Raw genomic sequence first — 17,877 nt, 5'->3', positions numbered from 1 at the left:
ACTGATTCTGACAAGAGGCACCGACAGTTTCGTACTGGTTTTTCGCCCGTGACATCATCGGAGGAGTCCGGGGACGCCACTGGGGCGCCTCGAGACGTTCCAGGAGGGTTCACCCATGTCCTCTTCCACCACCACCCTGTACGGCGGCGTGTCCGGGCGCCGCGTCACCGTCCGCGACCTCACCGCCGCCAAGGAGCGCGGAGAGCGGTGGCCCATGGTCACCGCCTACGACGCGATGACGGCGAAGGTGTTCGACGCGGCGGGCATCCCGGTCCTGCTGGTGGGCGACTCGGCGGCCATGGTCGTCTACGGCTACGACTCCACGCTCCCGGTCACGGTCGACGATCTCCTGCCGCTCACGGCCGCCGTCGTACGCGGCTCGTCGCGGGCCCTCGTGGTCGCCGACCTGCCGTTCGGCTCCTACCAGGGCTCGCCCGCGCAGGCGCTGGAGTCGGCGGCGCGCTTCATGAAGGAGGCGGGCGCGCACGCGGTCAAGCTCGAGGGCGGCCGCCGGGTCCTGCCGCAGGTCGAGGCCCTGGTCTCGGCGGGCGTCCCGGTCATGGCGCACCTCGGCCTGACCCCGCAGTCGGTCAACGTCATGGGCGGCTACCGCGTACAAGGGCGGGGGCAGTCGGGTGACGAGCTCATGGCGGACGCGAAGGACCTGGAACGGGCCGGGGCGTTCTCGGTGGTGCTCGAGTGCGTACCGGCCGACCTGGCGCAGCGGGTGACCACGTCGCTGGCGATCCCGACGATCGGCATCGGCGCGGGCGCGGCGACGGACGCCCAGGTCCTGGTCTGGCAGGATCTCATGGGCCTCACCCCGCACCCGGCCAAGTTCGTCAAGCGCTACGCGGACCTGGCCGCCGACATGGACCGCGCCGTCCGCGCCTTCGCCGACGACGTGACCACCGGCGCCTTCCCCGCCCCTGAGCACACCTACCGCTAAGGGGAGCCACCGGGCCGGTGGGGCCACCGGCGGACCGCTCAGGATCCGCCGGCAGCCCACCGGCCCGGCGTGCCCGGTGGGACGCCGGCGGCGGGCTCAGGCGGTGAGCTCAGCCGGCGGGCTCAGCCGGTGGGCTCAGCCGGTGGGCTCAGCCGGTGATCAGGGTGGCGGGGTCGGTGTTGGAGCCGCACACCACCACGGCCACCCGCTCTCCCAGAGCCGGCGTGTACGCCCCCGACAGCAGCGCCGCGTAGGCGGCCGAACCGGCGGGCTCGGCGGCCACCCGGTGCCGCTCCCAGAGCGTACGCCGGGCCGCCACGATCGCCTCGTCGCTCACCAGCACGCTCTCCACCCGCGGCCCGGACAGGATCTCGAAGGCCAGCCCGCCGAGTTGCGTGGCCCCCAGGGCGTCGGCCGCCACGCCGGAGACCTCCACCGGCACCGGCCTGCCCGCCTCGAGCGCCCGGCGCAGCGTGGGAATCCGCTCGGGCTCCACGGCGACGATCCGCGGCCCGCCCGCCCGGCCCGCAACCCCGCCGACGCCGGCGGCGGATCCGTCGAAAGCGCCATCAGATGCCCCGCCGGAACCGGCAACCGAACGGGACGCCGCCTCACCACCGGCGCTCGCGGAACCCGCTGACGTGCCCACCGTGATCCCGGCCGCGAACCCCCCGCCGCCGACCGCCGCCACGACGGTGTCCACGCCACCGGTCTGCTCCATGATCTCCAGCCCGGTGGTGCCCTGCCCGGCCACCACCTCACCCTGGTCATAGGCGTGGACGGTCAAGGCCCCGGTCTCCGCCGCCCGCTTGGCGGCGGCCTCGGCCGCCTCCGAGTAGATGGCGCCGGTCTGCGTGATGTGCGCCCCCAGCGCCTCCAGCCCCGCCACCTTGACCGCGCTCGTCACCTCGGGCACGAAGATCTCGGCCCGCACCCCCAGCGCCCGCGCCGCGAAGGCCACGGCCAGCCCGTGGTTCCCGCCGCTGGCGGCGATCACCCCGGGCTCCGGCACCTCGCCGGCCGACAGGATGCGGTTGAACGCCCCCCGCACCTTGAACGACCCCGAGTGCTGGAGCAGCTCCAGTTTGAAGAACAGCCCGGGTGAGATCTCGAGCACCGGCGTGCGGAGCACGTGCCCGCGAATCCTCTCGGCGGCCACCAGAACGTCGTCATAACCAGTCACGGAATGTCCCCCTCGAAACGACCGGGCATCATCATCGAAGGCTATGCCAGGGCCTGGGACACGTCGGCCCACAGGTCCTCGGGGTGCTCGATGCCCACCGCGATGCGCACGGTGCCCTCGCCGATGCCGCTGCGCCGCAGCTCCTCGGGGCTGAGCGCGCGGTGCGAGGTGGTGGCCGGGTGCAGGATGAGCGTCTCGACGCCGCCCAGCGAGGGGGCGAGCAGCGCCAGGCGTACGGAACTCATGAACCGCTCCCCCGCCGTCCGCCCGCCGGCCAGGTCGAACGCGAACACCCCGCCGAAGTCCGGCAGCAGTTTGCCCGCCAGCGCGTACGAGGGATGCGAGGCCAGCCCCGGCCAGTGCACGGCCGTGACGGCGGGGTGCTCGGCCAGCCGGGTGGCCAGGAGGCGGGCGTTGGAGCAGTGGCGTTCGACGCGCAGCGCGAGCGTCTGCAGCCCGCGCAGCGTCAGCCAGGCCGCGAACGGGTCCGCCGACGCCCCCAGCTCGATCGCGAAGTGCCACACCTTCTCGTGCAGCGCGGCGTCGGCGAAGACCGCGAGCCCGCCCACCACGTCGGTGTGCCCGGACAGGTATTTGGTGGTGGAGTGAAGGACGATGTCCGCCCCGTGCTCGATGGGCCGGCACAGCATGGGCGTGGCGAACGTGTTGTCCACCACGGTCAGGATCCCCAGCTCGCGGGCCGCCGCGCACATGCCGGGCAGGTCGGCCACCAGCGTCATCGGGTTGCTGATCGTCTCCAGGTAGACGAGCCGGGTCTCGGGGCGAACGGCGTCGGCCAGGGCGGCGGGGTCGTGCTCGGGCACGTACGTGACCGTGATCCCGAACCTGCCCACCAGCTCGTTGATCATGGCGGCGGTCCCCCCGTACAGGGACCTCTGGGCGATCAGGTGGTCGCCGGGCTTGAGCAGGCCGAGCAGGACGGTGTTGATCGCGCCCATCCCCGACCCGGTGGCGATCGCCGCCGCGCCGCCCTCCAGCCCGGAGACGGCCAGTTCCAGGGAGCGGACGGTGGGGTTGGTGTAGCGCCCGTACACGAACGCCCCGTCGGAGCGTCCCATCGCGTCGGCCATCACGGCGGGGTCGTCGAAGACGAAGCCCGAGGTCTGGTAGATGGGCACGGTGATCGGACGGCTGCCCTCGATGGTCGGCTGCGGCAGGTGCACGGCCCGCGTCTCGGGGCGGAAATCGTTCATGACTCCAGGATCACCCGCGAACGGGCCGGACGTCAGAGCCAATGCGGCAGAATTGGTCCATGAATGGGGCCAATCTCGACGACCTCGTCGATCTGCTGGGCCGGTGGGCGTCGGGCCGCGGGCCGCTGTATCTGCTGCTCGCGGCCCGGTTGCGCGCGCTGATCGACGACGGCGTGCTCCCGCCCGACGAGCAGCTTCCCCCCGACCGGGTGCTCGCCCGGCGGCTGGCGGTGGGCCGCGGCACGGTGGTGGCCGCGTACGACCTGCTCCAGCAGGAGGGCCGGCTCGTACGCCGCCAGGGCAGCGGCACCAGGGTCGCCGCGCTCGACCTGCCCGCCACCCGCACGGCCGACGGCGTCCCGGCCAACCCGCTGCTGCAGCACATCCTGCACCCGCCGGACGGCGTGCAGCTCCTGACGTGCGCCGCCCCGCACGACCCGCCGGCCGCGATGTTCGAGGCGTACGCGGAGGCCGGTGCCCACCTGGCCGGCGCGCACGACCTGGGCTACCAGCCGGCGGGCGTGATGGCGCTCCGGACCGCGCTGGCCGCCTACTACACCGGGCGCGGCCTGCCGACCACACCCGACGAGATCATCGTGACCACGGGCGCCCAGCAGGCGCTCACCCTGCTCGCCTCCCTGCTGCTGGCCCCGGGCGACGCGGTGCTGACCGAGACGCCGACGTATCCGGGGGCGCTGGAGGTGTTCAGGCACGCGGCGGCCGTCGTCAAGCCCGCGGCGGGCATCGAGGACCTCCGCCGGCGTCCCGCGCTGGCCTACTTCGTCCCGACCGCGCGTAACCCGGACGGCGCCATCATGGACAACCCGGCGCGCCGGCGGCTGGCCACGCTGGCCGCCGAGCACGACGTGCCGCTCATCGACGACGAAGTACGCGCCGAGCTGTGCTTCTCCGGCGAGACGCCGCCGCCGCTGGCCGCCTTCGGGCGGGGTGAGCACGTCATCACGGTCGGCTCGATGAGCAAGCTGGTCTGGGGCGGCCTGCGGGTGGGCTGGATCCGCGCGGCGGCCCCGCTGATCTCCCGGCTGGCGCGGCTGCGCGCCGTGCACGACCTCGGGGGCGAGGTGTTCAGCCAGTTCGCCTCCGCCGCGCTGCTGCGCCGCCTGGACGAGGTGCGCGCCGCCCGGGTCCGCACGCTCCGCGCGCGGCACGACCACCTGTGCGCCGAACTGCGGGCCCGCCTGCCGTCCTGGTCGTTCGAGCCCGCCCTCGGCGGCCAGACCATCTGGGTACGCGTCCCGCGCGGCGACGTCGACTCCTTCTCCCAGGTGGCGCTCAGACACGGGGTCGCCGTGCCGCCCGGCCGCTCGTTCGACCCCCTGGGCGGCCACGCCGACCGGATGCGGCTGCACTTCCTGTTCCCGGAGGAGGAGCTTTCGCGGGCGGTGAACAACCTGGCCGCGGCCTGGGCCTCTTATAACGGAGCCGGTCGCGCGGTCTCCCGTCACACCCTGATCGTCTGACAGTGTGGGAGCCATGGAGACGACCTTCGTACTCGTGCACAGCCCATCCGTCGGGCCCTCGACGTGGGCCGCGGTGGCCGAGTCGCTGGAGCGCCGCGGGCACGCCGCCGTGGTCCCCGACCTGACCGGCGTGTCGGCGGGCGGGGCGCCGTACTGGCCGAGGGTGGTGGCGGCGGTGCGCGACGCCACCCCTGACACCCCCGTCGTGCTCGCCGCGCACAGCAACGCCGGGTTCTTCCTGCCGGTGATCAAGGAAGGGCTGGGTGACCGGGTGGTGGCGGCCGTGTTCGCCGACGCCCATGTCCCGCCCCGCGAGGGGCTGGTCAAGACGGCCGAGGAGGGGTTCCTGCCGTTCCTGCGCGACCTGGCCGGCCCCGACGGCGTGCTGCCGCGCTGGACCGACTGGTGGGACGAGGAGGACGTGGTGGCCATGCTGCCCGATCCCGCCGTACGCGTGCGGGTGGCGGCCGAGCAGCCGCGGCTGCCGCTCGACTACTACACCCAGCCCATTCCCGTGCCCGCCGGGTGGGACGAGGTCAGGTGCTCGTTCCTGTGGTTCGGCCCCCCGTACGACGAGGTCGCCGACGAGGCGCGCCGCCGGGGCTGGCCCGTGACCCGGGTGCCCGGCCTGCACCTGCACCAGCTCGTCGATCCCGAGGGCGTCACCGACGCGCTGCTGAAGTCGTCCAGGAAGTCGTGAATTCCTCACTGTCCGGCGCGATCGCGGCCCGCGACAGTGGAGCGCATGACGGCGATCGAAGTGAACGGGCTCCACAAGAGCCATCAGGGGTTCCAGGCGGTGAGGGGCATCTCGTTCGAGGTGGCCCAGGGAGAGATATTCGCGCTGCTCGGCCGTAACGGCGCGGGCAAGACCACCACGATCGAGGTGCTGGCCGGCTTCCAGCGGGCCGGCGGCGGCACCGTACGGGTGCTCGGGCTCGACCCGTACGCCGACCGCGCGACCGTACGCCGGCGTACCGGCATCATGCTCCAAGAGGCCGGCTTCTTCCCTGACCTGACGGTCGCCCAGACCGTCGACACCTGGCGCGACTTCACCGCCGCCCCCCGCCCCCGCGACGAGGCGCTCGACCTGGCCGGGCTGACGGCCAGATCGGGCACCCGCGTACGCCAGCTCTCCGGCGGCGAGAAACGCCGGCTCGACCTGGCGCTGGCCCTGCTGGGCCGCCCCGACGTGCTGTTCCTGGACGAGCCGACCACCGGCATGGACCCCGAGGGGCGCGCCGCCACCTGGGCCGTCGTCCGCGACCTGGCCGAGCGGGGCACCACGATCCTGCTGACCACGCACTACCTGGACGAGGCCCAGCGCCTGGCCTCCGCGATGGCGATCATGGACAAGGGCCGCATCGTGGCCTCCGGCGGGATGGCCGAGACGCTGGCGGCGCGCAGCGGGCGGGTGTCGTTCCTGCTGCCCACGGACGTGGACCCCGCCGGCCTGCCGCTGCCGGTCACCGTCGAGGGCGGGCGCGCGACCTGCCGCGCCGAGGACCCCGACCTGGCCGCGCAGACGCTGCTGACCTGGGCGGCCGAGCGCGGCCTGCGCCTGGCGGGCCTGGAGGTCCGCACCGCCACCCTGGAAGACCTCTTCATGGAGATGAGCCCCCGATTTCATGGAGATGATCCCCCGATGAGCCTGACCGCCCGCACGGAGATGAAGCCCCGATGAGCCTGACCGCCACCTATCGTCTCGGGACCCGCCTGTTCTGGCGCGACAGGGCCATGCTGTTCGGCTCGGTGGTCACACCGGTCGGCCTGGCCGTGGGGATGCCGGCGCTGATGCGGCAGGTCATGCCGGACGGCGTCGCCGCCGCCACCTCGATCTTCCAGAGCACGATCGCGCTGCTGCTGTCGATCACCGCGTTCATGAACATCACCGTGGCCCTCACCAGCCGCCGCGACCAGCTCGTGCTCAAGCGACTGCGCGCGAGCCGGCTGACCGACGGGCAGATCCTCACCGGCCAGATCGCCGGCACGGCCACGCAGACACTGGCCTTGATCGTGCTGTGCACGGTGGCCGTGCGGTTCGTCGCCGGCGTGCCCCTGCCGGCGGACCCACTGGCGTACGCGGCCGTCACGGTCGCGGGCTCGGCCGTGCTGTCGCTGCTCGGGGCCGCCTACACCGCCGCGATCCCGCGCGCCGAGCTGTCCGCCGCGTTCACCATGCCGGTGTTCCTGGTGGCCGGTGTCTCGGCGGGAGCGATGGGGCCCATCCCGCTGCCCTCCTGGCTGGTGCCGGCGCTGGACCTGCTGCCCACCACCGCCGTGGTGAACGCCGTCAAGACGGGCGACCTCGCCATGCCCTTCGCCGTCCTGGCAGCCTGGGGGGTGGCCGGGCTGGTGGCCATCAGGCTGTGGTTCCGCTGGGAACCGCGCAGGTCATAATCGTCGCTGTGGTGTCCTTCTCCGTCCGGCGGCTCGCGAGTGGCCTGATCACGGCGGTCTCGCTCGCGTACACGGTGCTCGCCCTGCTCTACTTCCGGTTCGGCGCCGTCTACGGAGCGGCGGCCCTGCTGGCGGTGCTCGCGGTCGTCGCCACCCACCACGTCAACCTGCGGGCCGCGCTGCGCGGTGAGCGCCCGTCCCGCTTCCCCCTCACGCTCGTGCTGCAGGCGGTCGCCACCTATCTGCCCGACTTCCTGCTGCCCAGCGGCATGTCGGCGGTGTCGGCGCCGATGCTGGCCGGAACGCTGCTGGTGTTCCTGCCCCTGGGCCGGGGCGGCGCCCTGGTCGGGCTGATGATGCTGTACGAGGGCCTCGGGCTGTGGCTGGGCGCCGACCTGGCCGTGGTCACCGGCTTCTACGTGGTCACCGTGCCCACGACGGGCGCCCTGATCTACGCGCTGGTCCGGCTCGTACGCGTGGCCGACGACCTGGAGCAGGCCAGGACCGAGCTGGCGGACGCGGCGGTGCTGAAGGAGCGGCTGCGGATCTCCCGCGACCTGCACGACGGCCTGGGCCGCAGCCTCACCGCGATCGCGCTCAAGGGCGACCTGGCCACCCGCCTGATCGAGCGCGACCCCGGTCAGGCTCGCACCGAGATGGGCGAGGTGGTGCAGGTGGCCAGGGAGGCGGCCCAGGACGTACGGCAGGTGGCCAGGGGCTACCGGGCGATGTCGCTGGCCGGCGAGGTGGACCGGGCGGTGGCGCTGCTGGAGTCGTCGGGCGTCGGCGTCCAGGCGCACCTGGCCGACGTGGCGCTGCCGGGGCGTTCGGAGGAGGCGCTGGCCTGGGCCGTACGCGAGGCGGTCACCAACGTCCTGCGCCACAGCCGGGCCACCACGTGCACGATCACCACGTCCCTGCACGCGGGCGCGCTGCGCCTGGAGGTCGCCAACGACGGCGCGCCGCCCGAGCCGGGCCCCACCGGCGGCGGCCTCACCGGCCTGGCCGAGCGGGCGGCCCACGCGGGCGGCTCCTGCACCGCCGCCCCGACAGGCGCCGGCGGCTACCTCCTCGCCGTCGAGGTCGCCGCATGAGCGTTCGGAGGGTTTCGGCATGATCCGGGTGCTGCTGGCCGAGGACATGCACATGATCCGCGCCGCCCTCACCGCCCTGCTCCGCCTGGAGCCCGACATCGAGGTGGTCGCGGAGGTCACCCGCGGCGACGAGATCGTCCCCGAGGCGCTGCGGGTCCGCCCCGACGTCGCCGTCGTGGACATCGACCTGCCGGTCGTCGACGGCATCACCGCCGCCGCCACGCTGCTCGAACGCCTGCCGTCCTGCCGGATCCTGGTGCTCACGGCCATGGGGCAGCCCGGCCAGGTCCGCCGGGCCCTGTCGGCGGGCATCGAGGCGTTCCTGGTCAAGGACGCCCCCGGCGACCGGCTGGCGGAGGCGATCCGGCGCACGGCCGCCGGGCTGCGCGTCCTGGACGCCGAACTCGTCTCCTCCGCCATGGAGTACGGCGAGAGCCCCCTGACCCCCCGCGAGTCCACCGTGCTCAAGGAGGCCGCCAGGGGCGCCTCGGCCGAGGAGATCGCCTCCCGCCTCCACCTGTCCCCCGGCACCGTGCGCAACTACCTGACCGGGGCGATCACGAAGACGGGGGCCCGCAACAAGATCGACGCCATCCGGATCGCGGAGGACGCCGGCTGGTTGTAGGGGCAGGGGTCAGATGTCGGTGATGCGCAGGCCGGCGTGGGCCTTGTAGCGGCGGTTCACGGAGATGAGGTTGGCGGTGAACGCCTCGATCTGGTGGGCGTTGCGCAGCCGGCCGCCGTACACGCCGCGCACGCCCGGGATGGCCTCCGCCAGTGCCCGCACCGCGTCGGTCGCCTCCCGGTCGTCGCCCAGCACCAGCACGTCCAGGTCCACCTTCTCCACCGCCGGGTCCATCAGGAGCACGGCCGACACGTGGTGGAAGGCCGCCACCACCCGGCTGTCCGGCAGCACGGCCGCGGCCTGCTGCGCGGCGCTGCCCTCCTCGACCGGCAGCGCGTAGGCGCCCTGCTTGTCGAAGCCGAGCGGGTTGACGCAGTCCACCACGATCTTCCCGGCCAGCTCGGACCGCAGGGACTCCAGCAGCGCCTTGTGCCCGTCGTACGGCACCGCCACGATCACGATGTCGGCCGCGGCGGCCACGGCGGCGTTCTCGCCCCCGGTCGCGCCCGCCCCGATGGAGTCGGCCGCCTCCTGCGCACGCTGGGCGCTGCGCGATCCGATCAGCACCGGATGCCCGGCCAGCGCGAACCGCCGCGCCAGCCCTTTCCCCTGGTCGCCGGTGCCGCCGAGGATCGCGATGGAGAGTCCGTTCACATCTGTCATAGCCAGATCATGCCAGGCCCACCCGGCCGGGCGACCGGGTGGGCCGGTGTGTTCCGCGCGGGCCGCCGCGCCATGGCGGTCCGGTGCCGCCGTCCCCTCTCCGTGGGGACCCGGCGGGAACGCCGCTAGCAGTTGCCGAAGGCGGGCAGCCCCAGGATGCGCAGGGTCAGCCATTCGATGGCCGGCGGGCCGCCCTCGATGGCGCCGGTGACGTGGTCGGGTGCGGGCAGCGCGACCCAGCGCGCGTTCACCCCGGCCCGGCAGTACTCCGAGCGCAGCGTGGCCCCCACCGTGAGCGGGATGATCTGGTCGCCCCGCGCGTGGTACAGGAACATCGGCACCCGCGGCGCCGTGGCCCCGAGGCGGTTCTCCGCGAGCCGGGCCCGCCACTTCGGCTGGTTGAGCAGGTCGATCGGGCTGAGGTCGGAGAAGCGCAGGCCGGCGAGCTTGCCCAGGTCGCCCACGCAGTCGTCGGCGGCGTCGGCGAGCAGGGCCCGGCCGCGGTCGTTGAGGTCGGCTTCGAGGTCCAGTTCGGGGTAGGCGGCGTCGAATCCCACGCCGGCCGCCGCCCCGAGGCCGAAGTCGGGGCTGCCGTCCAGGTGGGTGGCGACGGCGTACAGGTCGGCGGGCACTCCGCCCGCGGCGACGCCCCGCAGCCGCAGCTCGGGCGCGTACGAGGGCTGGAGCTGGGCGGCCCATCCGGCGGACGCGCCGCCCTGGGAGTAGCCCATGACGCCGACCGGCGCCCGGGTGGACAGTCCGGAGCCGGACACGCGGGTGGCGGCCCTGATCGAGTCGAGCACGGCGCGCCCCTGCGAGATCCCGGCCATGTACGTGTGCGTGCCGGGCGTGCCGAGCCCCTCGTAGTCGGTCATCACGACCGCGAATCCCTTGAGCAGGAACAGGCTCACCAGGGCGAGTTCGGCCTCGGTGCCCTGGCTCATGGCGACCGAGGGGGCGCACTGGTCGCCGAGCCCGTGGGTGCCGACGGCGTACCCGATGATGGGGCGCGCGCCGAGCGGGTAGCCGGCCCTGGGCACCAGCAGGGTGCCGGAGACCGTGTTGAGCCGGCCGGTGGCGGAGGTGGAGTTGTACAGGACGTGCCAGGCGTTGACGGGGACTTCGAGCAGCCGGCCCGGCAGGAGGTAGACCGTGGTGGGCTGGGCGGAGACGACGTCTCCGGGCGTCGCCGCGTGGGCGGCGGACGATGGCAGGGCCGTGATGAGCGACATGATCGATAACAGGACCATGGACATGCTGACGCGCACACGTGAAGTCATGTGCCGCCCCTCTCCGTGAGGATCACCACTTGGGACGGCGGCGCCGCGAGCCGATCGTTACCCGTGGGTAACTCCATGTCAAGGCCCGAAATGACGGGCGAAGACACCCCGTGTCAACCCATCCACTCCCGAATCAGCCACCTCTCGGATGCGCGTCAGGCACCATGGAGGCATGGACTCCGGATCGGTGGCCTTCCTGCGCGAACTCCTGGGCGGGACCGGCTGGCTCGAACGCGCCCGCGAGCTGGGCCTGGCCCTGCGCGCCACCCGCTCGCCCGGCGGCCTGCTGCTGGTGGGCACGCCCGACGACGAGCCCTGGCACCTGACCGCGCACCTCAGCGACGAGGCCAGGCTCTCCGGCCTGCCGCAGCTCACCCCCACCCTCGTGCGCTGGGCCCCGCCCGCCGACGCGCCCGCCCACCTGCGCGTCGGGCTCGACCGGCTGGAACGGGCGGCCCGCGGGGAGACGCTGTTCGTGCTGACCGAGCAGCAGGCGCCGGTCCCGCTGCTCGAACGCGTGGACGACGCGCGGCGCACCGGCGCGACCGTCCTGGCGATCGAGGGCGGCGACCCGGAGCTGGCCGGGCTGGCGCACGACGCGATCGCGGTGCCGCGCGGCGGGCCCGTGTCGTTCGACGGCGCCCAGCACCTGGTGAGCGCGGCGGCCGGCGAGCTCGAACAGCGCCCCGGCCTGCGCGAACGCCTGGCCCGCCTGCTGGAGAAGGTCAGCGGCCCGCAGGTCAACGACTGACGGCCCCGGTCAGAGCTCCCGGGACGGCTCTCCGAGACGCCCGCGCAGCGACAGCTCCAGCGCCGCGGTGGCCTCCTCGATCACCCCGATGACCACGGCCTGCACCGGATCGGGCTCCCCCGACCGCGTGCGGCTGATCCGGGTGACGGCGTCGAGCCGGCGCGAACCCACGTCACGCACCTCGCTCACCCGCACCTCGCCCTCGGGCACGTCCAGCAGCGCCAGCGCGGGCACGACCGCCACCCCGTGCCCGGCCGCCACCAGGGCCAGCGTCGGCCCGAACTCGGTGATGACGTGGGTCTTGCGCGGCTCGACCCCGTGCAGGCCCGCCAGCCGCTCCAGCGCCTGGCCGCACGCCTGGTTCGGCTCGCTCGCCACCCAGGGCAGCCGTATGAGGTCGGCCGCGGACGGCGGGTCGGGCCAGTCGGGCGGCACCACGATGCGGTATTCGTCCACGTAGAGCAGCCGCGTGCTCAGCGACGGCTGTGACAGCGCGGGCAGGCTCATGTCCTGCTCGGTGATGAGCACGTCCACCGCGCCGAGCCGCAGCTCCTGGAGCGCGGGCTGCCCGTAGATCTCGTGGATCACCGGCGTGATGCGGGGATGGCGTGCGGCCAGCTCCCGCATGGCGGGCACCAGCACGTGCTTGATGACGGTGGGGAAGGCGGCGATGCGCACGGGACCGGCCAGGCGCTCGGTGAAGCGGGTGAGCTCCCGCTTGGCCTCGATCAGCTCCTCCTCCACCCGCTCGGCGTAGCCCGCCAGCACCCGCCCCGCCGGGGTCAGCGAGACGCTGCGCTGGGAGCGGTCGATGAGGGCGAGCCCGACTTCCCGCTCGAGCTGGGCGAGCTGCTGGGAGACGGCCGAGGGCGTGAGGAAGAGCGCCTCGGCGGCCCGCATCACGCCACCGCGGCGGGCCACCTCGTGCAGGACCCGCAGCCGCCGAGGGTCGATGTCCATGCAGATCAGCTTACGCCCACATTTAGCTTTCTTTACTTGTGCTTCATCCCCCTGGATCTCGACAATGTGGCCCATGAACCTCCTGCTCGACGCCATCGGCTGGATCGGCGCCGCCCTGCTGCTCGCCGGCTACGCCCTGGTCTCCTCCTCCCGCATGGCGGGGAACGGGACGGCGTACCAGCTCATCAACCTCGTCGGGTCGGTCAGCCTGATGGTCAACAGCGCCCACAACGCCGCCTGGCCGTCGGCCGGCCTCAACCTGGTGTGGGGCGCCATCGGCGTCGTGGCCCTGGTCAAGCTCGCACGAGTACGGGAGGCGGCGGCCAAATGATCGTCGAACTCAGCCACCGCATCACCGACGGCATGATCACCTATCCCGGCATCCCCGGCCCCCGGCTGGGCGTGCACCTGAGCAGGGAGGACTCCCGCGAGATCTACGCGCCGGGCACGGAGTTCCACATCGGCACGATCACCCTGGCCGCCAACACCGGCACCTACCTCGACACGCCCCACCACCGCTACGCCGACGGCCCGGACCTGTCACAGGTCCCCCTGTCCAAGCTGGCCGACCTCCCCGGCCTCGTCGTACGCGCCCACGGCCCCCGCGAGATCCGCCTGGACCCGGGGCTCGACGTACGGGGCCGCGCCGTGCTCATCCACACGGGCTGGGACCGGCACTTCGGCACGGACGCCTACTTCCACGGCCACCCCTACCTGGCGCCGGAGTCGGCGGCGTGGCTGGCCGAGCAGGGCGCGACGCTGGTCGGCATCGACTCGCTCAACATCGACGACACCCCGCCGCATGGCGAACGCCCCGCCCACTCGATCTTGCTGAGGGCGGGGATCCCGCTGGTGGAGCACCTGACCGGCCTGGCGGCGCTGCCCGGCGAGGGGTTCCGTTTCCATGCCGCGCCGCCGATGGTGGCCGGCATGGGCACGTTCCCCGTCAGGGCGTACGCCGTCGTGCCCTGACCGTCAGTCGTCCTCCTGCTCCGCCTCGTCCCAGGCCTTGTTGCGGTCGGCGGCGCGCTGCAGCGCCCCGGCCGCCTCGGCCTCGGAGGAGTAGGGCCCCATCCGATCCTTGTTGGGGCAGCCCTTGTCGGGCTCGACCCGCATGTGCTTGAGACAGAACCACCATTGGCCTTCGCTCACGGGGTCAATTCTGCCCCGTAGACTCATGTTTCATGACGACACTGCTCCAGCCAGGGCGAGTTTCGCCCATGCGAAAGGTTCCCGCCCACATTGAGCGGCCGGAGTACGTCGGCAAGAAGCGCCCCAAGACCGGCGAGTCCGACGTGAAGAGCCCCGAGATCATCGAGCGCATGCGCGTGGCGGGCAGGATCGCCGCGCAGGCCCTCGAGGAGGTCGGCCGGCACGCTCGGCCGGGCGTCACGACCGACGAGCTCGACCGTATCGGCCACGACTTCCTCATCGACCACGGCGCCTACCCGAGCACGCTGGGCTACAAGGGCTATCCGAAGTCGCTGTGCACCTCGATCAACGAGGTCATCTGCCACGGCATCCCCGACGACACCGTGCTGCGCGACGGCGACATCATCAACGTCGACATCACGGCCTACATCGGCGGTGTCCACGGTGACACCGACGCGACCTACCTGGTCGGCGAGGTCGACGAGGAGTCACGCCTGCTGGTGGAGCGCACGCGCGAGGCGATGATGCGCGCCATCAGGGCGGTCGCGCCCGGCCGTCAGCTCAACGTGGTGGGCCGCGTCATCGAGGCGTACGCCAAGCGCTTCGGCTACGGCGTCGTGCGCGACTTCACCGGCCACGGCATCGGCACGAGCTTCCACTCCGGCCTCATGGTCCCCCACTACGACGACCCGTCACTGCGGGTGGAGCTGGTGCCGGGGATGACGTTCACGATCGAGCCGATGCTGACGCTGGGCACGATCGACTACGACATCTGGCCCGACAAGTGGACCGCGGTGACCAAGGACCGCAGGCGCACGGCCCAGTTCGAGCACACGATCGTGGTCACCGACTCGGGCAGCGAGATCCTCACCCAAGCCTGACCACCCCGGGCGTGATCCGCCTCCCGGACGGTCAGCGGCGCGTGGGCACCACTCCGCTCACCGTGGTGCCCTCCCCTTGCACGCTGTTGACGGAAAGGGTGCCGCCGATCTCCGCGAACGCGGCCCGCATCCTGGCGACCCCGCGCCCCGCCCCGGCCAGGGCAAAGCCCTGGCCGTCGTCGCTGACGGTCAGGCGCAGCCCGCTCTTGCCGACCGTCACGGCGATGGACACGGTCCGGGCCCTGCTGTGCAACTCGACGTTGGACAGGGCCTCGCCCATCGTGGCCATGACGCCGCTCGAAACGCGTGACGGCACATCGGTGGCCGGCAGCGCCCAGATCTCGACCGCGATGCCCGTCCGCTCCGACCACTCGGCCAGATAGTTCTCGAGGGCCTCGGCCAGGCTCTGCCCCCCGAGCATCCGTGTCTCTTCCGACGACAATTGGTTCACGCCTTCCTCGGCACCCCGGGCCCACACCGGTCCCCACTCCGGCGCTCCCAACACCGCGATGCGCATCCCCCCTCAAGGTTGCGCCACGCTAGCTCATGGGGTTATGCCCGTCTCCCCTACAAGAAAGGCTACCTGGCGGTCCAGAGACTTGTAGTCGGAAGATAGCAGGCCATGTCCGAACCGCTACTCGCCCTTGTCCGCACGATTGAGACGGGCAAGGTAGGCATTGTACGAATCGAGTTCGGGATCTCCCGCACCCGTGCGATCGGCCCGGCGGTCGGCACGCCGCGCCTGCCGGTCGTCGTCCTTGTACCACTGCACGGCGATGGCCAGCAGCACGATCAACGTCGGGATCTCACCGAAGCCCCAGGCGATGGCCCCGCCGTCGCGCTGCGTCTGCAGCAGCGTGTCGCCCCAGGTGCGCCCGAGCTGCTCGTACCAGCCGGAGGCGATGACGGAGCCCATCATCATCAGCGCGATCCCGAAGAAGGCGTGGAACGGCATGGTGACGAAGAGCATGAGCAGCCGCCACACGTAGGGCAGCCGGTTGGGGCCGGGGTCGATCCCGATGATCACCCAGAAGAACAGGCAGCCGCTGATCAGGAAGTGCAGCGTCATCGCGATGTGCCCGAGGTGCTCCTTCATCGCCGACTCGAACAGCGGCGTGAAGTAGAGCGCGTACGTCGAGGCGACGAAGATGGCCGTCGCGATCGCCGGATGCGTGATGACCTTGGTGAACCGGCTGTGCAGGATCGTCGTGATCCACTCCCGCGGCCCTCTGTCGCCCCTCCTGGCCGCGGGCTTGAGCGCCCGCAGGGCCAGCGTGACCGGCCCGCCGAGGACCAGGAAGATCGGCACGATCATGGACAGCGTCATGTGCTCGATCATGTGCAGGTCGAACATGACCTGGGCGTATCTGGCCAGGCCGCTCTGCGTGGCGAACACCAGCAGCGCGACGCCCACGAACCAGGAGACGGTGCGCATCCACGGCCAGCGGTCGCCGCGCCGCAGCAGCCGGTGGACGCCGAGCCCGTAGAGCCCGGCCAGCACGGCGGCCACCACGGCGAAGAACAGGTCGAACCACCACAGCGCGAGCACGTTGCCGAGCGTGAGCGGCGGCGGCAGGGGGTAGCCGAGCAGCTCGAAGGCCCGGTCGGCGGGGATGCTGAACTCGGGCGGCGGCGTGCGCGACAGCGCCACGGCCACGCCGATGGTGGCGAACATGAGCAGCGTCTCGCCGCCGGCCAGCCGGGCGAACGCGCGGGGCCTGCCCGCGTCGAGGTCGACCAGCGTGCGCTGCCGGTGCCAGTAGCCGACGTAGCCGAGCAGCACGAACGCCACGATCTTGGCCAGGGCGAGCAGGCCGTATTCGGAGGTCCACAGGTCGGACACCGCGCCCAGCCGCGCGACCAGGCTGAACACGCCGGACACCCCCACCCCGGCGTAGCACCACAGCGCCAGCCGGGAGAAGCGGGCCGCGGCCACGTCGAGCTGCGGCTGCCTGCGCAGCGCGTGGAGGGCCAGCACGACCAGCCCGCCCACCCACAGGGCGAGCGCGAGCAGGTGCAGGGAGACCGCCGAGGTGGCCAGGTCGTGGTTGGGTGAGGAGGAGGTGTGCCCGGTGAGCGGCGCGGGCAGCAGCGTCGCCAGCGCGAACACCAGCAGCCCGGCGGCGGCCCCGGCCGTGATGGCGCCGCGCGAGAACAGCGCGATCGCCACCCCGAACAGCACCACGAGCGTCAGCGCCACGCCCTGCGTGGTCTGGGTGGCGTAGCTGGTCAGGATGGCGCGGTCGAGCACCTGGGGCACCGTCCGGCCGATGGACTCGGCGGCGCCGAACAGGATGGACAGGAACGCGGCCCCGGCCCAGGTCAGCGCCGCCCACGAGCTGGCCTTGACGTAGTCGAGGGCGCTCTTGCCGAGCACGCCCTTGTCGTTGGGCAGCAGCGTGGCGGCCATCAGCAGCAGGCCGACGGTGACCACGCCGGAGGCGTCCATGAGCAGCTTGGACAGCGGCAGGCCCCACCTGACGACCGCGCCGGAGTCGGGCAGCCCGGGGATGATCCTGGGGAAGGCCCTGCCTCCGGCGATCATGCCGATCACCAGGGCGACGACCGCGGCCGCCGCCCCCGCCAGCGCGAGACGCGCCGCCCGGCTCATGGCTTCTTTCTCCGTGCGCTGAGCAGGAAGCCGATGCCGATGCCCACGAGAGCGCCGACGACGACGATCAGCCAGACGGGGAACGTCACGTCCTGGGCCGCCGACGCCTGGTCGGCGTCGAGCGCGGCGGGCGCGGACGAGACGGGCGCGGACGAGACGGGGGCCGAGGCCGCGGGACCGGCCTGCGTCTCGACGGGGGTGGCGGGGCTGGTCGGCGCCTCGCTGGAGGGCGGGTCGGTCGGCTCCAGCGGCCGGTCGAGCCGGAACGGGATCTCGCCCTCGATCGGATGCCCGTCGGAGGACACCACCCGGTAGGCGATCGTGTAGTTGCCGCTGACGAGGTCGTCCTCGACCGCCTGCGTCACCACCGCCCCGTCCACCTCGGGCTTGCCGCGCTGGACCTCGCTTTCGCCCTGGCGCACGATGACGAACGGCATGCGCACCTTGGCGCTGAACTCGAGCCTGACCTCGTCAAGGGACTTGACCTTGGCGCCCTTGGCCGGGGAACTGCTCTTGAGCGCGTCGTGCGCCAGCGCCGGGGCGGCGGTGACGAGCACGAACAGGGCGGCGACAATCGCGGTGAGGGCCGCGAACGGGGTTTTCTTCATGGCACCCCCAAGGCTACCGACGCCA

At 72.6% G+C, this 17,877-nt stretch carries 20 protein-coding genes; 11 read left to right on the top strand and 9 right to left on the bottom strand.

The window, feature by feature from the left end:
* Nucleotides 1–115 precede the first annotated feature (115 nt).
* Nucleotides 116–949 (top strand): 3-methyl-2-oxobutanoate hydroxymethyltransferase, encoded by an 834-nt coding sequence (gene panB / locus AB0I15_RS06575; protein WP_358091099.1) that lies wholly within the window; start codon nucleotides 116–118, stop codon nucleotides 947–949.
* 148 nt (nucleotides 950–1,097) lie between these two features.
* Here panB and AB0I15_RS06570 read toward each other — a convergent pair whose 3' ends face one another.
* The gene (locus AB0I15_RS06570) at nucleotides 1,098–2,132 is read right to left on the bottom strand and encodes a pyridoxal-phosphate dependent enzyme (protein ID WP_358091097.1); all 1,035 of its coding nucleotides are present in this window, start codon (nucleotides 2,130–2,132) and stop codon (nucleotides 1,098–1,100) included.
* 41 nt (nucleotides 2,133–2,173) lie between these two features.
* Complete coding sequence (locus AB0I15_RS06565; protein WP_358091095.1) at nucleotides 2,174–3,346, bottom strand: aminotransferase class I/II-fold pyridoxal phosphate-dependent enzyme; 1,173 nt, start codon at nucleotides 3,344–3,346, stop codon at nucleotides 2,174–2,176.
* Nucleotides 3,347–3,405: 59 nt separating this feature from the next.
* Here AB0I15_RS06565 and AB0I15_RS06560 point away from each other — a divergent pair, with 59 nt between their 5' ends.
* From AB0I15_RS06560 to AB0I15_RS06535, 6 genes are read left to right on the top strand one after another with little or no spacing between them, the layout of a single operon-like run.
* A complete protein-coding gene (locus AB0I15_RS06560; protein ID WP_358091093.1) occupies nucleotides 3,406–4,827 on the top strand; it encodes a PLP-dependent aminotransferase family protein in 1,422 nt (473 codons plus the stop codon).
* A 13-nt stretch (nucleotides 4,828–4,840) separates the two neighbouring features.
* The gene (locus AB0I15_RS06555; RefSeq protein WP_358091091.1) at nucleotides 4,841–5,527 is read left to right on the top strand and encodes an alpha/beta hydrolase; all 687 of its coding nucleotides are present in this window, start codon (nucleotides 4,841–4,843) and stop codon (nucleotides 5,525–5,527) included.
* A 45-nt stretch (nucleotides 5,528–5,572) separates the two neighbouring features.
* On the top strand, nucleotides 5,573–6,511 hold the full coding sequence (locus tag AB0I15_RS06550) for an ABC transporter ATP-binding protein (protein ID WP_358091090.1): 939 nt from the start codon (nucleotides 5,573–5,575) through the stop codon (nucleotides 6,509–6,511).
* A complete protein-coding gene (locus tag AB0I15_RS06545; RefSeq protein WP_358091088.1) occupies nucleotides 6,508–7,227 on the top strand; it encodes an ABC transporter permease in 720 nt (239 codons plus the stop codon). Before AB0I15_RS06550 ends, AB0I15_RS06545 begins: the two co-directional genes overlap by 4 nt.
* Before the next feature lie 8 nt (nucleotides 7,228–7,235).
* Nucleotides 7,236–8,321, top strand: a complete 1,086-nt coding sequence (locus AB0I15_RS06540) for a histidine kinase (protein ID WP_358091086.1) — start codon at nucleotides 7,236–7,238, stop codon at nucleotides 8,319–8,321.
* A gap of 19 nt (nucleotides 8,322–8,340) precedes the next feature.
* Nucleotides 8,341–8,946, top strand: a complete 606-nt coding sequence (locus AB0I15_RS06535) for a response regulator transcription factor (protein ID WP_358091084.1) — start codon at nucleotides 8,341–8,343, stop codon at nucleotides 8,944–8,946.
* 9 nt (nucleotides 8,947–8,955) lie between these two features.
* Here AB0I15_RS06535 and npdG read toward each other — a convergent pair whose 3' ends face one another.
* Together npdG and AB0I15_RS06525 are read right to left on the bottom strand one after the other, a co-directional pair.
* Nucleotides 8,956–9,609: an NADPH-dependent F420 reductase gene (gene npdG, locus AB0I15_RS06530; RefSeq protein ID WP_358091083.1), complete on the bottom strand. Its 654-nt coding sequence runs from the start codon at nucleotides 9,607–9,609 to the stop codon at nucleotides 8,956–8,958.
* 125 nt (nucleotides 9,610–9,734) lie between these two features.
* Nucleotides 9,735–10,889 carry a lipase family protein gene (locus tag AB0I15_RS06525; protein WP_358091081.1) on the bottom strand — a complete coding sequence of 385 codons (1,155 nt, stop codon included), beginning with the start codon at nucleotides 10,887–10,889 and terminating at the stop codon, nucleotides 9,735–9,737.
* Between the two features lie 172 nt (nucleotides 10,890–11,061).
* On the opposite strand from AB0I15_RS06525, the gene AB0I15_RS06520 reads away from it, so the two are divergent.
* Complete coding sequence (locus AB0I15_RS06520) at nucleotides 11,062–11,640, top strand: hypothetical protein (protein ID WP_358091079.1); 579 nt, start codon at nucleotides 11,062–11,064, stop codon at nucleotides 11,638–11,640.
* A gap of 9 nt (nucleotides 11,641–11,649) precedes the next feature.
* Here AB0I15_RS06520 and AB0I15_RS06515 read toward each other — a convergent pair whose 3' ends face one another.
* Complete coding sequence (locus AB0I15_RS06515; RefSeq protein WP_358091077.1) at nucleotides 11,650–12,600, bottom strand: LysR family transcriptional regulator; 951 nt, start codon at nucleotides 12,598–12,600, stop codon at nucleotides 11,650–11,652.
* 73 nt (nucleotides 12,601–12,673) lie between these two features.
* On the opposite strand from AB0I15_RS06515, the gene AB0I15_RS06510 reads away from it, so the two are divergent.
* Together AB0I15_RS06510 and AB0I15_RS06505 are read left to right on the top strand one after the other, a co-directional pair.
* Nucleotides 12,674–12,931, top strand: coding sequence for a hypothetical protein (locus AB0I15_RS06510; protein WP_358091075.1), 258 nt, complete (start codon nucleotides 12,674–12,676; stop codon nucleotides 12,929–12,931).
* Nucleotides 12,928–13,572, top strand: coding sequence for a cyclase family protein (locus AB0I15_RS06505; protein ID WP_358091073.1), 645 nt, complete (start codon nucleotides 12,928–12,930; stop codon nucleotides 13,570–13,572). Before AB0I15_RS06510 ends, AB0I15_RS06505 begins: the two co-directional genes overlap by 4 nt.
* 3 nt (nucleotides 13,573–13,575) lie before the next feature.
* On the opposite strand, the gene AB0I15_RS06500 is transcribed toward AB0I15_RS06505, so the two are convergent.
* Nucleotides 13,576–13,779: a hypothetical protein gene (locus AB0I15_RS06500; RefSeq protein ID WP_358091071.1), complete on the bottom strand. Its 204-nt coding sequence runs from the start codon at nucleotides 13,777–13,779 to the stop codon at nucleotides 13,576–13,578.
* 5 nt (nucleotides 13,780–13,784) lie between these two features.
* Here AB0I15_RS06500 and map point away from each other — a divergent pair, with 5 nt between their 5' ends.
* Nucleotides 13,785–14,633 (top strand): type I methionyl aminopeptidase, encoded by an 849-nt coding sequence (gene map, locus AB0I15_RS06495; RefSeq protein WP_358091070.1) that lies wholly within the window; start codon nucleotides 13,785–13,787, stop codon nucleotides 14,631–14,633.
* Nucleotides 14,634–14,664: 31 nt separating this feature from the next.
* Here map and AB0I15_RS06490 read toward each other — a convergent pair whose 3' ends face one another.
* From AB0I15_RS06490 to AB0I15_RS06480, 3 genes are all read right to left on the bottom strand, one after another.
* Nucleotides 14,665–15,054: an ATP-binding protein gene (locus tag AB0I15_RS06490; protein WP_358091068.1), complete on the bottom strand. Its 390-nt coding sequence runs from the start codon at nucleotides 15,052–15,054 to the stop codon at nucleotides 14,665–14,667.
* Nucleotides 15,055–15,267: 213 nt separating this feature from the next.
* A complete protein-coding gene (locus AB0I15_RS06485; protein WP_358091066.1) occupies nucleotides 15,268–17,244 on the bottom strand; it encodes a cytochrome c oxidase assembly protein in 1,977 nt (658 codons plus the stop codon).
* Nucleotides 17,241–17,852: a copper resistance protein CopC gene (locus tag AB0I15_RS06480; RefSeq protein ID WP_358091064.1), complete on the bottom strand. Its 612-nt coding sequence runs from the start codon at nucleotides 17,850–17,852 to the stop codon at nucleotides 17,241–17,243. Before AB0I15_RS06480 ends, AB0I15_RS06485 begins: the two co-directional genes overlap by 4 nt.
* Between the last annotated feature and the right edge of the window lie 25 nt (nucleotides 17,853–17,877).

It is taken from the genome of Nonomuraea sp. NPDC050643 (assembly GCF_040654715.1).
Lineage (GTDB): Bacteria > Actinomycetota > Actinomycetes > Streptosporangiales > Streptosporangiaceae > Nonomuraea.
Note: the sequence above shows the minus strand (reverse complement) of the source record. Positions and strands in the feature narration are given on the sequence as shown.